Raw genomic sequence first — 15423 nt, 5'->3', positions numbered from 1 at the left:
GGGAAGTCCGAGCGGTCGACATCGACCCGCAGCGTGGGCCGCTGATGCGCTTCGCGTTCGAGGCCTACTCTGGCGGCGACTGGACCATCCGAGACCTGCTCGAAGAACTCACTCAGCGAGGTCTGACCACCACCCCAGGACCGAAGACGCCGTCCAAGCCGCTGGTGGTGTCGCACTTCCACCGACTTCTCCGGCATCCGTATTACAAAGGCTGGGTGCGCTACAAGGGCGTCGAGTACCCGAACGGGCAACACGAAGCCCTGGTTGACGACGCCACCTGGCAGAAAGTCCAAGACCAGCTCGATGCCAAAGGCCGCTCCGGTGAGAAAAGGCGCAAGCACCATCACTACCTGAAGGGCACCGTGTTCTGCGGGGACTGCGGCAGCCGACTGATCGTGTCCAGAGCAACCAACCGACACGGCACCACATACCCGTACTTCATCTGCGTCGGACGGCAACAGAAACGGACCGCCTGCGCCCAAGCAGCCATCCTGATCTCCGAAGTCGAAGACCTGGTCGCCCAGCACTACCGGACGATCCAACCCAGCCAGAAGACCCTCAGTGAGCTACGGGACCTGATTGTTGAGGAACTCGCCGTCCAGCGAGACGAATCCGAGACCGAACGCTCAGCAGGGCAACGGCGGATCCGAAAGCTCCAAGACGAACGGAAGAAACTGCTCGAAGCCCACTACGCCGACGCCATCGGATTGGACCTACTCAAGTCCGAGCAGACCCGGATCACGCGAGAACTCGAACAGACCGAAACACGGCTCGATGCTGTGGATGTCGCCTACGACACCGTCAAGACCAACCTGGACCACGCACTGACGTTTGTCGGTGACTGGACCCGGGCCTACCGGACGGCTGAGGGCGACATTCGGCGGCAACTCAACCAGTCGATCTTCGAGAAGATCTGGATCGACGACACCGGAATGATAACCAGCCGGTTCACCGAACCGTTCAGGACACTACTCGGCGACGACGTGAGGGTGCCTGCACGGATCCGGGCCGAAGAAAAGACTGGGGCTGAGCCAGACGAGATTGACCGGCAGTGGGAAGCGTTCAGTGCCCGGTGGGAGGCCGAACGACTGCAGGGCCAGGCACATGGCCTGACGGGTCTACGCCACCGTGACGTGCCGCCACAGCAGGTGCTGGCGGCCGTTGGGGCCAGCATAAAGAACGAAGCCGATAACGGAACCGGGGACGGCAACTGGGGCGGAAACAACAAACCCCGCCACGGTGAACCGCGACGGGGTTTGAAATACGAGACTCTGGTGGGCGCTGAGGGACTCGAACCCCCGACCCCCTCCTTGTAAGGGAGGTGCTCTAACCAGCTGAGCTAAGCGCCCGGGGGCGCAGAGCGTAGCGCCTGGTCAGTCGGTGGCCACCGACGCCCGCCACGTCGCCACTGCGGTCGAGGCCACCCGGTGCCACTGCTCGGGAAGCCGCCCGGCCGCGTGTAAACGCTCCAGGGCCATGGCCGTCTCCATCTGGATCGAAGGAAAGTCGTCGGGTGTCACCCACCGCAGCGCATCGATCTCCACCGAGGCCGGCTTGGGCTCGATCGACCGGTCGGCCGGACGAGCGAGAAAAACGATGTCGATCCGACGCGGCTCCGGGTCGAGCACCACCTCGGGCTCGCCCTGCACCACGACGGCCATGGCCACCTCTTCGCTCACCTCGCGCAGCATTGCCCCCAGCGGCACTTCGCCGCGTTGCATCAGGCCGCCGGGCAGCCCCCAGCGTCCCCGGTAGACTTGGCGGACCAACAACATTCGGTCATCAACGTCGAGCACCACCGCGATCGCCCCGGCGGTGAACGTGGGCGACAACGAACGCACCACCAACCGGCGGGCCGGTGTCGGCAACAGGCGGAAAGCGCCCAACGCCAGGCGGTGCAGGGCGGTCAGCATCGACTCAGGCTACAGCCGGTCGGTCCAGTGCACCGACGTTTGCCACCAGCCCGAACTCTGCGCACGGCGCCGGGCCTCGGCGGCGGCGGCCTGGCTTCTGGCAGCGATCGGCTGGCGGCGCTCGGGAGGCGAGATCGCCACGATCGAGCGGTCCTGGGCGTCGAGCATCACCCCTCCCACCTCGGTGAGGATGAGCAGCCCGCCGAGAAAGTCCCACTGGGCGTTGCCCGTCGTCGTCGCGTCCAGGTACACGTCGAGACCACCGTCGGCGACCGCGCAGACGTCGAGCGCCGCCGCCCCAAAGCTCCGGAACTGCTTCCAGCCCAGGTGGGAGACCGGCGTGCCGTTGATCGCCGCCATCGAGTCGTCGACCGACGGCGCTTCGATCGGTGCCAGTCGTCGGCCGTCGCGCTCCGCACCGCCGCCGCGTACCGCGGTGTAGGTGGTGCCGATCGCCTGGTTGCGAACCAAGGAGACCCACGGCCCCTCAGCATCGAGGATGCAGGCTGACGTCGCCCACCAGGGCAACCCGCGAGAGGCGTTGGTCGAGCCGTCGACCGGGTCGAGCACCACCTGCAGCGGTCGCTCCGGGTGGTGGTGGCCCGACTCTTCGGACAACACCCCCAGCCCGGCGGCGGTCAGGCTGGCCACCGCCCCTCCGTCTGCCGCCAGGTCCAGCGCGTACTGGCCGGACCGGTTGCTGCGGGCACGGCGGTCGTCGACCTCGGCCACCGCTCTACGGATACCGATGGCCACCCTGTCCAACAGCTCGAGGGCATCCTCGGGGTGCAGGCTGGTCGAGGTTGGTTCGTTCATCTGGGAGGCCACGTCGAGGCTGCCGAGCGGGTGGGGTCGGGCATCGGTCCATCCTGCCCGCTGGGGGCACAGCGTGCGAGGTGAGCGCCTGGGCGGACGGGTTCGGTGCACCGGAGAGGAGGCCCCATGGCGCCGGAGTGCCATTCCGTGAGAGCATCGGGTGTCCACGCCCAAGCACCACGAGTTACTCAGCCTGAAAGGACCCTCGGTGGCCGTCATCGACCTCGCCGGGTACATCGCCGGCTTGAAAGACCAGGCCGTCGAGCACGGCTTTCACGTTCACGATGAGCGTCACTTCGTCGAGACCTACTCCATGCGACAGGCCTGGGAGGTCGATCTGCACCCGGAGGCAGCGTGCGGCGGCCCGCTCGACCTTCACCTGGCCGTCGAACTCGACCCGCGCGTGCTGCTGGCATTCGAGGACCACATCATGGAGCTTCGGGAGGCCGAGGAGCCGGAGGACCGCTTCAAGATCCCGCTGATCTTCACGTGGTCGCTGCCACCCTTGCCGTCGGGCCCCGACCTGCTGGTGTTGGCCACCGACCTGGCCGGAGTGGGCGGCCCCGACCTGCCGATCGAGGTGTCGGCGCTCGACACCTACGCCTCGGTCACCGACCCCGCCGAGCGCAGCCTGACGATCGTGGCCCGGGTGGAGGTGTCGCTCAGCGAGGTCTTCATGGGCACCGAGAACCTGTCCGACGAGCTGGAGAAATGCGGCGTGGTGAGCGAATTTCTCTTGGACCGCGCCCCCGCCTGGCTCGAGGACTGAGCATGGAACGCACCTTTCGCGGCATCAGTGTCGTCGGCGAGCGGATCCTCTACCGCGACGCCGATCACGCCCTCCTCGGCGCCCGCGCCTCGGTGAAGACCCCGGCGGCGCTGCGCCGTGACGTGTCGGCCGGCCGTCTGGTCCTCGACGAAGCCGACCTCGAGCTGATGGACCACCGAGGCGCCGCCAAAGGCCTCTTCCTGGTCATCGTCGGCGAGGCGTTCGTCATGGTGGTGCCGGTGCCGATCAGAAAGGGCTCGGACGCCCGCACGTTTGCCTCGCGTCTCAACACCGCCGCCAACCGCCTGGCGCTGGCCGACGACGAACCCCCGGTCAGCGAAGTCTCGACCATGGCCGAGCGGTACAGCGCCGGTTCGAGCGCCGGATCGAAGGTATCGGCGCCGAGGTTCGACGGTGCCGAGAGCACCATTGCGGTCGTCTCCCACAAGCCGATGGAGACCAGCAACATGGTGGCGAGCACCCCGAGGTCGACGAGCACGCCACGGGCGGCAACCACCGCCACGGCCGCAGGGTGGTTTACCGACCCGACCGGCCGATTTACCTACCGGTACTGGGATGGACAGTCCTGGACCGAACACGTCGACCGTAACGGTATGAGAAGCCGGGACCCGATCGTGCGACGCCCATCGGGAGCGGGCGCCGGGGTGAACCTGACCGAAACGATCGCCTCGATGTTCGGAGCCCAGCCACCGCGCTGAGCAATCCGCCCCAGCCTCCGTCGGCCGGACTACCGTGACCTCGTCGTCAGCGCTCTGGCCGTCGGCAGAGAACGAGGGAGACAGGTCGATGTTCGACCCCAAGGCGCTCGCCGCCGAAATCATTGGAACGTTCTGGTTGGTCTTGGGCGGCTGTGGTGCCGCCGTGCTGGCAGCCGACTTTGGCACCGGCGCGAACGGAACCAGCCTGGGCATCGGATTTCTAGGCGTGGCATTCGCCTTCGGTTTTGCCGTGCTGACCGGGGCCTACGCTGTCGGGCACGTGTCCGGCGGCCACTTCAACCCGGCGGTGACGATCGGCCTGGTGGTCGGTGGCCGCTTCGAAGCGGTGAAGGCCATCGGCTACGTGATCGCCCAGGTCATCGGCGCAACGATCGCCGCCGGGACGATCTACCTGATCGCCTCCGGGAAGGCCGGCTGGGAGATCGGCGACGGGGCGGGCGCATTCGCCTCCAACGGCTACGGCGACCTGTCGCCCGGCGGTTACTCCCTTGCCTCTGCCTTTCTGGTCGAGGTCGTGCTGACCGCGGTGTTCCTCATCGTCATCCTGGGCGCAACGGCCAAGCGCGCCGCCGCCGGCATGGGCGGGTTGGCCATCGGCTTGAGCCTCACGCTCATCCACCTGATCTCGATTCCGGTGACCAACACCTCGGTCAACCCGGCCCGCTCCACCTCGCAGGCGATCTTCGCCGGGACCGAGCAGCTGGGCCAGCTGTGGATGTTCTGGGTGGCCCCGATCCTCGGCGCCGCCATCGGCGCGCTGATCCATCGCTACTTCGTCGGGGACCGCGAGGACGTGATCGTGCCGACGATCGCCGGTGAGCCGGCCGCCCGCTAGCCCTCACGACGTCCGGGCCGCCAGCTCGAAGCGGCCGAACAGCGCCGTCACCGCGGCGGTCGTCGCCAGCGATGCAAGCAGCCATGCCGGCCGGGTCGCCCACCAGGCAGCCGTCGCCTGCTGTGCCAACGTGCCGCCCAAGCGCTCGTACGCCAGCAGGGCGATCAGGTGTCCGGTCATGTGCCAACACAGGATGGTCATGGCAAAGGCGTTCACGGTGACGACCGCCTTCCACACGCTTCGCAGAGCAGCCAGGCGACGAAGCCCCGGCGCGACCAGGCCGAGCAGACCGAGCTGAAAGACGGCGGTGAATGCGATCGCTGCGGTGGTTGGCAACAGGTTGGAGCTGCCACCGCGGGTGGCCACCATCGAGGCGTCATACGGGCCGAAGACCACCGCCAGCACGATCAGCACCAGGCCCAGCACGGTCACGGCGGCGGCGCAGACCCGATCCGACGACAGGTCGCTGTGGGCGTAGAGCACGCCGAGCTGATGGACGAACAGCCACACCAGCGGCGTGGTCACCACGCCGACCCACGCCAGGTCGCCACCCAGGCGCAGCGCCTCGAGCGCTGCGATGACGCCCAGCAAGCCGACGACCACGCCGATCCCGAAGCGCCGATGTAGCCCCAGCATCAGCGGCGCCGCAGCACACACCAGGCCGTACATGCCAACGAACCACAGCGGCACGAAGGCGATGAACGCCCAACGAAAGGCGCTGACCCGCGTGGGGTCCAGCGCAAAGCTGACGGCGTCGACAACCAGCCACGCGGCGAGGAAGTAGGCGACCGGGCGGGCAAGGCGCACGATGCGGGTTCGGACGAAGTGACCGGCGCCGTCGCCCCGCCGCCGGGAGCTGTCCCAGCTGCGGGCATTGGCGAACCCACCGACGATGAAGAACATCGGCATCACCTGTAAGACCCAGGTGGCCGCCCATCCCAGCGGGATCTCATCCAGCGGATTGGGCATCGAGAAGGTGCCAGACGCCTTGCGATAGGTCAGCGACATCACCGTGTGCCACACGACGACGACAGCGATGGCGATGGCCCGCATGGCGTCGATCGCCCGGTCCCGATCCGGCGGCGTGTGATCGACCAGGGCATCCAGCCCGGATGCCTGGGACGTCCGCTCGGTTTGGACGGTTGGGTGGGTCCGGATTGTCGCCATGGGGGTCGACGGTACGAACCACAATGCGGCCTGCGAACCAGGCCCATCCCCCAGTTGCAGGTGGGGCGCCCCCAGGGCGCGCTCCAGGCGCACCGAGCCACCACTGTGGGCGATCAACGCTGCAAAAGCGATCACGCTGGGTGTTATCGTGCCGATATGGCGGCACGGCGAGAACACAAGGGCGGCATGGAAACCGGCGCACCCCCGGCGGGACGACGCATCGCTGACGAGCTGGGAGACGAGGCCCACTCGTTCGGTGCCCTCCACGGATCGGCGCGGGGGTCCCGCAACGTTCAGGGGCGCCTGGATGCGATGGCCTCCTTGGCTCCGTTGTCGGGAGAGCGCCTGCTGGACGTGGGATGCGCCACCGGTGAGTACACCAACGCCATGGCACCGGCCTTCACACACGTCGACGCCATCGATGTCGAAATCGACCGCCTGGCCCTGTACACCCAGGACCACCCCGACAACGTCTCCGTGCACACCCAGTCGGTGACGTCGCTCGAGTTCGCCGATGACACCTTCGACGTGGTCACCATGATCGAGGTGCTGGAACACCTACCCGATGTGGCCGGTGCGCTGGCCGAGATCAGGCGGGTACTCCGCCCCGGCGGTCGCCTGCTGTTGACCACCCCCAACCGCTGGTGGCCCTTCGAACAGCACGGCATCCCCATCCGAGGCCGACGCCTGCCGGGGCCGACCATGCCGGGCCTCACCTGGGTGAGGCCCCTGCACCGTCGGCTGTGTCGCACCGCCACCTTCACCCGATCCGAGCTGGCGACCCTCGGTGAGACGGCCGGCCTTCGGCTGACCGGGGTGACCTACATGATGCCGCCGCTCGATTCGTTGCCCGAGGGTCACGCCCTCCACCGCCTGACCGAGCGGGCCGAGGCCTCCCCACTGCGTTCGCTGAGCCAGACCCTCGTCGCCTGCCTCGAAGCCGACTGAGCGCGTTTCGTCGGCCTTCCCGGTGGGCCTGGTGGGGATCGAACCCACGACCGAAGGATTATGAGTCCTCTGCTCTCACCACTGAGCTACAGGCCCTGCGGCGGGCATGGTAGCTGGAAGGGCAGGAGACGTCCGTCTGCGGCGCCGACGCCGCTTGCATCAGCGGGGCGGGATGGGCTTGACTGGCCCCGATCACACGAGGTCAGGGAAAGCCGGTCCAAGTCCGGCGCTGACCCGCAGCCGTAGGTGGGGTTCGCCCCGCAAGTCGGAATGCCTGCCCCCGTGCGCTCCCCATTCACCGTCGAGGACATGCGGTTTGGAGCGGGAACCCCTCCCGCCCTGTCGTGTCCGGGAGAGGCCCCATGTCATCCGTTACCCATAACCCCGAACGCTCCACGCGACTCCCGGCCGCCATGGCCGTCGTCGCAGCGGTGCTGCTGACGATCAGCCTGATCAGCCCGGCCGCTGCGGCCCCACCAAAGAACCCCAACCAGTCGGCGGCCAGCTGGCTCGCCTCCCAGGTGAACGCCGACGGGGCGCTCGAGGGCTTCACCCCCGGCGTGGCCGACTACGGCACGACCCTGCAGGGCATCATCGGGCTGGCCGCCGCCGGCGCCGAAGGACCGACCGCTCAGCGGATGCTCGACGCGGTCAACGGCGACATCGACACCGCCGTCGCCCCGTTTGGCGATGACGACCCCGGCCGCCTGTCACTGGCCATCCTGGCCAACGTCGCCCTGGGTGAGGACCCGACCGACGCTGGCGGGGTCGACCTGGTCACACGCCTCCAGGCCACCCAGCGAGTAGCGGCGCCCGACATCGGCCTCTATGGCACCGGCGACCCCACCTACGACGGTGCGTTCCGCCAAGGGCTTTCGTTGCTCGCGCTCGCTTCGCTGGACATCGATGATCCCGCCGGCGAGGCCTGGTTGACCGATCAGCAGTGCAACACCGGCTCCTGGGTGGCCTACCGCTCCGACACCGCCGTGCCCTGCCCCGCCGTCGACGCCGCCAGCTTCTCCGGTCCCGACACCAACTCCACCGCGTTGGCCCTCCTGGGCCTGACCGCCCAGGGTGTGACCCCCGATCAGGACGCCCAAGCCTGGCTCACCGGCGTTCGGACGGCGTCGGGCGGGTGGCCGTACTTCGGCGATGCCTCCGAGCCGGCCGACGCCAGCTCCAGCGCATTGGTGCTCACCGCACTGCGGACCGCTACCGGCACGACCGACACCGATGGCCTGGCTGCCCTGCGCACCTTCCAGATCCCGTGTGAGGCCGAAGACCCCGCCGATATTGGTGGGCTGTTCTTCCAGGCACAGGGCGACGGCAGCGAACTGCCCGACAATTTCTCGACCGCCCAAGGCCTGTGGGGCCTGAGCGAGGTTGAGTTCCCGGTGATCGATGCCGAGCTGGCCGATCCCGTCGCCCCCGACTGCACCGTGCCACCCACGACGCCCACGACGCCGTCAACGACGCCTGGCTCGACCGCCGCCGTCGTCCCCCCGACCAGCGCGGTGACCCCGACGTCGGACGTGACCATTCCCGTCGAGAGCACGACTCCGCCGCCGAGCGGCGATGAGGCCCCGTCCGACGTGGCCGTCCCGGTGTCCGGTCCAGCCGCAGAGGCGGTGCCAACGCCGCCAGCTGCTCCCTACGCCGCTGCGGCGCCGGCCCAGCCCATCCAGACGGTCACAGCCACCCCGACGTCGACGAGCTTCCTGGCCAACACCGGTGCCTCGCCCAACCTGGTGTTGCTCGCCGCTGCAGCGATGCTGGGCATCGGCGCCGCCGCCCTGCTGGTCCGGCGTCGGATCGGCATGCGGTGAGACGCTGGGCAGCGGCTCTCACCCTGGCCGCCCTGGTGGCGCCGGCGTGGCTTGCTGCCCCAGCGGGGGCCGCACCTGCGGCCTTGTGTTCCCCGAGTCGATCCAACGGCAAGCCACGGGTTGCCGTCGTGATCGACCACGGCTCGTCGATCGACGCCCGGTGCATCGAGATCGATGGCAACATGAACGGTGCACAATTTTTAGCGTTGCGGGCCCAGATCCTCAACGTCCCCCAACCGACGTACAACGCGTCCGGCCTGCTGTGCTCGATCGATGGCTACCCCAGGACCGGCTGCGGCGAAAAGACCGGTAGCACCTACGCCTACTGGTCCTACTGGGACGGCCGGTCGGGGCGCTGGGTGTTCGCCAGGATTGGTCCGGCTTCGAGGCGCATGACCGACGGAGCGATGGAAGGCTGGCGCTTCCAGCAGGAGGGCAGCCTCGAGTCGAGTGGGAATCCGCCCCGTTACGCTCCGGACCGCAACGGCATCTGCCCGCCGCCAGCCCCTCCGGTGGCCCCACCCGTGGCACCCAACAACCCACCCGTGGCACCCAACAACCCGCCCCCAGCGCCCAACAACCCGCCCCCAGCGCCCAACAATCCACCGACCCCACCGGCCGCCAATCCACCGACCCCACCGGCCGCCAAAGCCAAGGTGACCGCCTCACCTCAGCAGCCTGCGTCGCCCAAGACGACGGCCAGGCAGCCGACCCCCGCAGCCCCCACTGCCACACGAGTCCCGCCGACCCAACCGACCGCCCCACCGTTGACGGCGCCGCCCGCCAACGAGTCATCCGATGGGTCATCGAACGGCGCGTCGAAACCCACCTCGAGTGACCCGACGCCGAGCGAAACGATCGCCGGCGTGAACCCGAGCTCGACCACCAAGCCACCTCGGACGACTGCGCCCGCCTCCGACAAGCCGCAAGGCGGCCCAACCACACTGGCCGAAGGCGACGGCGACGACCCGCCGGGGAGGGTGACCAACGTGGCCCAGGCCGGCGATCTGACCGTTCCCGGGTCCAAGCGCTCGTCGTCGGCGGGTTGGTGGGGCCTGGGCATCGGGGTCGGTGCGATCGGGGCCTCGGGCGTGTCGGCCCGCTGGATGCGACGCCGCCGCCTGCCATGAACGACGCCGGTCACCCGGGCGCCTGGTGGATCTGGAGCCTGCTCGTCGCCAGCGCAGCGCTGCGCACGACCAACGTGATCGTCTTGGCGCTGGTGATCGCCGTCTCGACGCAGGTGGTCGTCGCCCGCTCCGATCCAGGCTCGCCCTGGTCCCGCACCCAACGCTATGTGTTGAGCTTCGCCGTCGTCATCGGCGTGCTCCGCCTGGGGCTGGTGGCGGCATTCGCGCCCCGTACCCCGGGCACGGTGCTGCTTACGCTGCCGACACTCGACCTGCCCACCTGGATGGCCGGCGTCACCGTCGGCGGACCGGTCACCACCGGTGCCATGCTGACCGGCATCGTCGAGTCGATGCGGTTGATCGCCCTGCTGGCCGCCTTCACCGTGCCCCCTTCGCTGGTCAGCCCACACCGCACGGTTCGGGCGCTGCCCGACGGCGTCGCCGAACTGGGCGTGATCACCACGGTGGCCCTCACGGTCACCCCGGCCGCCGCAGAACACGTCAGGCGCCTGGCCGAGACGCGGCGCCTGCGCGGGCGGCCCCACCGGGGCCTGCGAGGCCTGAAGGGTTCGATCACCGCTGTGCTCGAAGGCTCGTTCGACCATTCGCTGACGCTGGCCGCCTCGATGGATGCACGCGGGTACGGCGGGCGGCGACCCGGCGAGGACCCGGGCACCCGGCGCACCGCAGCGGCGCTGCTGATCGCTGCAGTCGTCGTCGCCTCGCTCGGCGCCTTCGTCCTGTTGAACCCGGGCGGATCGCGCCTGATCGGGGTCGGGGCGATGGCGCTGGGCGCACTGTTCGTCACCCTGGCCCTGCGGGGCGCCTCGACCCGCAGCACCCGCACCCGGTACCGGCAGATGCCCTGGACCCGGTCCGACTGGATCCTGGTCGCCGGCGGCATTGCGGTGCTGCTGGGTGGCATCGCCCAGTCCCGCCTGGACGGCGTGGCCCTGCTGCCGTCGACCAACCCGCCCGAGATGCCGCAACTGCCCATCGTCACCATGGTGGCGCTGGCGATCGCCTACGGCTGCGCCGTCTTCTCCGGCGGCGCAGCAAAGCTCGAACCGGCGGTTACGCCGTGATCCGCTTCGACGACGTTTCCTTCGCCTACGACGACGAGGCCCCGGTCGTGCTCGACCGCGTCGATCTGACCGTTCCGGAGGGCGACCTTGCGTTGGTGATCGGGCCGACCGGTTCGGGCAAGAGCACGCTGCTGGGAGCGATTCCGGGGCTGGTCCCCCGCTTCTCCGGGGGCGTGCTGGCCGGGACGGTCACCGTCGACGGCGTGGCCACGTCCACCGCCGCGCCACGCGACCTGGCCTCGGTCGTCGGCTACCTTCCCCAACGGGTGGACGACAGCTTCGTCACCGACGTGGTCGAAGACGAGCTGGCATGGACGATGGAGCAGCTCGGCCTGGCCCCCGACGTGATGCGTCGCCGGGTGGAGGACACCCTCGATCTGCTCGGGTTGGCCGACCTGCGCAATCGGCCGATCGCCACCCTGTCCTCGGGCCAACGCCAGCGGGTGGCCATCGGCGCCGTGCTGACCGCCCAGCCTCGGGTGCTCGTGCTGGACGAGCCCACCTCGGCGCTCGATCCCCAGGCGGCCGAGGACGTTCTGGCCGCCCTCACCCGACTGGTCGGCGACCTGGGGCTGACGATCGTGTGCTCGGAGCACCGGCTGGAACGGGTCGTGCAGTACGCCGACTCGATCATCGTCGTCGACGGGTCGGGCGCGGTCACCCACGGGCCACCGGACGCCCAACTGGCCGCCGCCCCGGTGGCGCCGCCGGTGATCGAGCTGGGTCGCCGCCTGGGCTGGGATCCGCTGCCCCGCTCGGTGCGCGACGCCCGTCGCGCCGCCGCCGAGCTGCGCGCCAAGTTGCCCGACGAACCGCCGTCACGCCCCGACCGGGCCCGACCGCCGACACCCGGCGCAGCGCCGGTGGTGACCGTCGAAGACCTGTGGGTCCGTTATGGCGACCATGTGGCGCTCGGTGGCATCGACCTGGAGCTGCACCCCGGCGAGATCGTCGCCCTGATGGGACGCAACGGCGCCGGTAAGTCCACGCTGATCTCGACGTTGGGCGGTGGCCGGGCCCCCGACGAGGGCCGAGTGCGCATCGACGGGCAGGACCCCAGGTCGCTGCGCGGCACCGAGTTTCTGCGCCGGGTCGGCGTGGTGCCATCCGACCCCACCTTGTTGTTGTCGGCCACCACCGTCGCCGAGGAGTTGAGCAGCGCCGACCGGGAGACCGGCACCCCGCACGGTGCCACCGCAGCGGCGCTCGGGCGCCTGCTGCCCGGCATCGACCCGGCTGCCCACCCCCGTGACCTGTCCGCCGGGCAACGCCTGGGTCTGGCGCTGGCACTGGTGCTGGCCCACGAGCCGATGGTGCTGCTGCTCGACGAGCCCACGACCGGGCTGGACTACCGCGCCAAGGACGCGCTCGCCGCCTGGCTGGACGAACTGAGCGAGCGGGGCACCGCCGTGCTGTTGGCCACCCACGACGTCGAGCTGGTGGCCGAGGTGGCGCACCGGGCAATCGTGCTGGCCGACGGCGACATCGTGGCCGACGGCCCGGCCGTCGAGGTGGTCACCCACTCCCCCACGCTGTCCCCCCAGGTGGCCCGCATCCTGCATCCGCTTCCGTACCTCACCGTCGACGATGTGCTCGCCGGGATAGAGGCCGTGCGATGACCGTCGTCGACGCACGTCAACGCCAGCGACCGGTGCTGTCGGTGGGGCCGCAACGGGCGGTCAACCTGCGCCCTCGCTCGGTGGCCGTGCTCGCCCTCACCTCCCTGGTCGGTGTGGTCGCCTACGTGTGGCCGTTTCTGGTCGGCGACCCTCAGGCGGCAGCCGGGACGGCACACGCCCAGGACGCAGTGGTCGTCATGGCGCTGCTGTTGCCCCTGTTGGTGTTGGTCACCGCCATCGAGTTGGGTGAGGGCGGGTTCGATGCCCGCGCCGTCGGGCTGCTCGGCGTGCTCACCGCTGCCGGCGCCGCCCTGCGCATGGCCGGCGGTGGAGTATCCGGGTTCAGCCCGATGTTCTTCCTGATCGTCTTGGCCGGTTCGGTGCTCGGCTCGGGGTTCGGGTTCGTGCTGGGGGCCACCACCATGTTCGCCTCGGCGATCATCACCGGTGGCATCGGCCCATGGCTGCCGTTTCAGATGTTCGGCATGGCCTGGATCGGCGCCGGTGCCGGGTGGCTGCCCGGCAGGGGTACCAGAGCCGAGCTGTGGGTGGCCGCCGCCTACGGCGCGGTCACCGGTCTGCTGTACGGGGCGCTGCTCAACCTGTGGTCGTGGCCATTTGCCGCCGCCGGAGCCGAGCGCATCAGCTATCAACCCGGCGCCGGACTGGCCGAGACCCTCCGACGTTATTGGGCGTTCTATCTGGCCACCTCGCTCGGATGGGACCTGACGCGCGCCGTCGGCACCGTGGTGATGACGTTGGTGCTTGGACCCCCGGTGTTGCTGGCGCTGCGCCGGGCCGCCAAGCGGGCCCACTTCGTGCACCGCTGAACGGTACGCCCTACTCCAACTGCGAGCCGTCGGGGCGGGTGGTGTGCCACGTGCCGGCCGGGGTGCGCTGGATCGTGAAGCCCTTCTGTTTCCAGCGGTTGTGTTTGCCGCACAGCGGCGCCGAGTTTGCTTGGGTGGTTTCGCCGCCCCGTCCGTGTTCGTGGAGGTGGTCGATCTCACAACGGCTGGCGGGTGCGTGACAGCCGGGCCAGACACAATGGGTATATGTGGCGGTGGCGGCGGTGCGGGCCGATCCGGTGAACCGTCGCGCCCGGCCGAGGTCGATGACGACTCCTGCCGCGTCGACGATCACCCGCCGGACCTTGTGGAGCAGGCTGTTCGCTGCGGCTTCGGTCGGGTCGACATCGTGGCCGTCGCCGGTGCGGCACATGAACGTCTCCGGGTCGAACCTCGGCTGCCGGTCGGCGTCCATGGCGGCGAGCATTTCCTCGTAGGCCTGAGCTGACCAGTGGATGTTGTGCACCCATCCCGGCGCAATGGTTCCGGCGAGCGAACCGGCGGCGTCCCGGAAGATTTTCACCAGGGCGTCGGCGCGGCGTTGGGCATCGGTCCGGTCCAGGTCCTCCTTGGAGATCCCACCGCGGGCCAACACGTCGTCACCCAAACGGGCGACGGCGGCCTCCCAATCGGCCTTGAACTCGGCGTCGACGTAGCGGTCGAGGATCTCTCTCAGCTCGGCGCCTTGGGCGGACGCGAAGAACCCGGTCAGATCCCACGACAGATCAAACGGGTTCTGCACCAAACGGACGTCGCGCTTCTCGTGGTTGCGTTCGTTCGGCGGTTGCGGGCCGTCCTCGTCGATCAGCCGTGCCCACCGGTGCACCTTGTGCCCAAACGCCTTCGCACCCATCGTTTGGGCATCAGCCAAAAACTCGTCGTCACGCTGACGTAACGCTGCAGCGACCCGAGGGTTCGCATCCACCCGCCCCAACGACCGCACCGCACACGTCGACACCTCACCGGCCTGCCACGCCCGCAGTCACCTCCGGAACATCGGCGGCCAGCCGGGCCGTCTTCGCCCGGGCCAACGCCTCGGCCTCGGTCAAACGGGCGACATGGCGGACCATGATCTTCGCCGACCCATGACCGTCGGCGGTGTGCAACACCTGCCGCTGAATCGACCCCACCAGCGCAGCACGAGCCGCGTCCAGCCGACGCCCCAACCGCTCGAGTTCCTCAATCCACACCACCGCATCACGAGCATCGGCAGGATCAACCCCAGCAGCAAACAACTCATCAATCGCAGCCTCCGCATCCGCCAACGCTCGGGCCGCAGCAGCATCGGCCACCCCCGAATCGGCCCTCGGTTCGGACGACGACGGAGGTGCCACCGCTTCCCTGGCCAGCCGCTGGCGCAGAGCCGCCAACGCTGCATCCCCGCAACCGGGGCGCCCTCGACCCACTCCCTCCGGACCGCTCCCGGCCGACTCGAAACCCGTGATCGAAGCCATGGGTCCATCCTGAGGCCCAGCTGTGACAACGAAGCCGACGTCCGAGCAGATGCTCAAGAATTTTTCAGATTCTTTCGGCGATCGCCGGCTCGCTGCCGTGCCCGCTCACACTGCCAACCCGCCTACAACGACCGAAGGCCCCCGCCGGGAGCGAGGGCCTTCGATCTTGCTCCGGGGGTGAGGCTCGAACTCACGACATTCTGATTAACAGTCAGACGCTCTGCCAGCTGAGCTACCCCGGAATGGACGTGTCACTCTATCAGCGCGGGTGCA

13 protein-coding genes, 3 tRNA genes, 1 pseudogene and 1 riboswitch are annotated in these 15423 nt (G+C 69.1%); of the genes and pseudogenes, 10 read left to right on the top strand and 7 right to left on the bottom strand.

Translation table 11 applies throughout. The features are described 5' to 3' along the window. The first annotated feature begins 215 nt into the window (after window positions 1-215). Window positions 216-1316, top strand: a complete 1101-nt coding sequence (locus IPN02_07525; GenBank protein MBK9296679.1) for a recombinase zinc beta ribbon domain-containing protein — start codon at window positions 216-218, stop codon at window positions 1314-1316. Here IPN02_07525 and IPN02_07520 read toward each other — a convergent pair. From IPN02_07520 to IPN02_07510, 3 genes are all read right to left on the bottom strand, one after another. Continuing rightward, window positions 1273-1349, bottom strand: a tRNA-Val gene (locus IPN02_07520). The two genes, IPN02_07525 and IPN02_07520, sit on opposite strands and share 44 nt — an antisense overlap. A gap of 24 nt (window positions 1350-1373) precedes the next feature. Beyond that, window positions 1374-1913: an NUDIX hydrolase gene (locus IPN02_07515; GenBank protein MBK9296678.1), complete on the bottom strand. Its 540-nt coding sequence runs from the start codon at window positions 1911-1913 to the stop codon at window positions 1374-1376. 9 nt (window positions 1914-1922) lie between these two features. Beyond that, entirely contained in the window at window positions 1923-2729 is an 807-nt protein-coding gene (locus IPN02_07510) for a hypothetical protein (GenBank protein MBK9296677.1), read from the bottom strand. 193 nt (window positions 2730-2922) lie between these two features. Between IPN02_07510 and IPN02_07505 the strand changes: the two genes are divergently transcribed. From IPN02_07505 to aqpZ, 3 genes are all read left to right on the top strand, one after another. Continuing rightward, window positions 2923-3498 (top strand): hypothetical protein, encoded by a 576-nt coding sequence (locus IPN02_07505; GenBank protein ID MBK9296676.1) that lies wholly within the window; start codon window positions 2923-2925, stop codon window positions 3496-3498. Window positions 3499-3500: 2 nt separating this feature from the next. Beyond that, the gene (locus IPN02_07500) at window positions 3501-4217 is read left to right on the top strand and encodes a DUF2510 domain-containing protein (protein ID MBK9296675.1); all 717 of its coding nucleotides are present in this window, start codon (window positions 3501-3503) and stop codon (window positions 4215-4217) included. An 88-nt stretch (window positions 4218-4305) separates the two neighbouring features. After that, the gene (gene aqpZ / locus IPN02_07495; GenBank protein MBK9296674.1) at window positions 4306-5073 is read left to right on the top strand and encodes an aquaporin Z; all 768 of its coding nucleotides are present in this window, start codon (window positions 4306-4308) and stop codon (window positions 5071-5073) included. 3 nt (window positions 5074-5076) lie between these two features. On the opposite strand, the gene IPN02_07490 is transcribed toward aqpZ, so the two are convergent. Continuing rightward, window positions 5077-6240, bottom strand: a complete 1164-nt coding sequence (locus IPN02_07490) for an acyltransferase (GenBank protein ID MBK9296673.1) — start codon at window positions 6238-6240, stop codon at window positions 5077-5079. A 156-nt stretch (window positions 6241-6396) separates the two neighbouring features. Between IPN02_07490 and IPN02_07485 the strand changes: the two genes are divergently transcribed. Further along, complete coding sequence (locus tag IPN02_07485; GenBank protein ID MBK9296672.1) at window positions 6397-7188, top strand: methyltransferase domain-containing protein; 792 nt, start codon at window positions 6397-6399, stop codon at window positions 7186-7188. 23 nt (window positions 7189-7211) lie between these two features. On the opposite strand, the gene IPN02_07480 is transcribed toward IPN02_07485, so the two are convergent. Then, window positions 7212-7284, bottom strand: a tRNA-Ile gene (locus IPN02_07480). A 61-nt stretch (window positions 7285-7345) separates the two neighbouring features. Beyond that, a riboswitch (cobalamin riboswitch) is annotated at window positions 7346-7485 on the top strand. 65 nt (window positions 7486-7550) lie between these two features. On the opposite strand from IPN02_07480, the gene IPN02_07475 reads away from it, so the two are divergent. From IPN02_07475 to IPN02_07455, 5 genes are all read left to right on the top strand, one after another. Further along, window positions 7551-9014, top strand: a complete 1464-nt coding sequence (locus IPN02_07475; GenBank protein ID MBK9296671.1) for an LPXTG cell wall anchor domain-containing protein — start codon at window positions 7551-7553, stop codon at window positions 9012-9014. Window positions 9015-9142: 128 nt separating this feature from the next. Next, on the top strand, window positions 9143-10144 hold the full coding sequence (locus IPN02_07470) for a hypothetical protein (GenBank protein ID MBK9296670.1): 1002 nt from the start codon (window positions 9143-9145) through the stop codon (window positions 10142-10144). Continuing rightward, window positions 10141-11229, top strand: coding sequence for an energy-coupling factor transporter transmembrane protein EcfT (locus IPN02_07465; protein ID MBK9296669.1), 1089 nt, complete (start codon window positions 10141-10143; stop codon window positions 11227-11229). The genes IPN02_07470 and IPN02_07465 overlap by 4 nt, the downstream gene beginning before the upstream one ends. Next, window positions 11226-12848: an ATP-binding cassette domain-containing protein gene (locus IPN02_07460; GenBank protein ID MBK9296668.1), complete on the top strand. Its 1623-nt coding sequence runs from the start codon at window positions 11226-11228 to the stop codon at window positions 12846-12848. The genes IPN02_07465 and IPN02_07460 overlap by 4 nt, the downstream gene beginning before the upstream one ends. Continuing rightward, window positions 12845-13678 (top strand): ECF transporter S component, encoded by an 834-nt coding sequence (locus IPN02_07455; GenBank protein ID MBK9296667.1) that lies wholly within the window; start codon window positions 12845-12847, stop codon window positions 13676-13678. Before IPN02_07460 ends, IPN02_07455 begins: the two co-directional genes overlap by 4 nt. Window positions 13679-13688: 10 nt before the next feature. On the opposite strand, the pseudogene IPN02_07450 reads toward IPN02_07455, so the two are convergent. Both IPN02_07450 and IPN02_07445 read right to left on the bottom strand, forming a co-directional pair. Continuing rightward, window positions 13689-14961 (bottom strand): annotated as a pseudogene (locus IPN02_07450) (DUF222 domain-containing protein). Window positions 14962-15319: 358 nt separating this feature from the next. Next, a tRNA-Asn gene (locus IPN02_07445) sits at window positions 15320-15392 on the bottom strand. Between the last annotated feature and the right edge of the window lie 31 nt (window positions 15393-15423).

The sequence above is a fragment of the Candidatus Microthrix subdominans genome (assembly GCA_016719385.1).
Lineage (GTDB): Bacteria > Actinomycetota > Acidimicrobiia > Acidimicrobiales > Microtrichaceae > Microthrix > Microthrix subdominans.
Note: the sequence above shows the minus strand (reverse complement) of the source record. Positions and strands in the feature narration are given on the sequence as shown.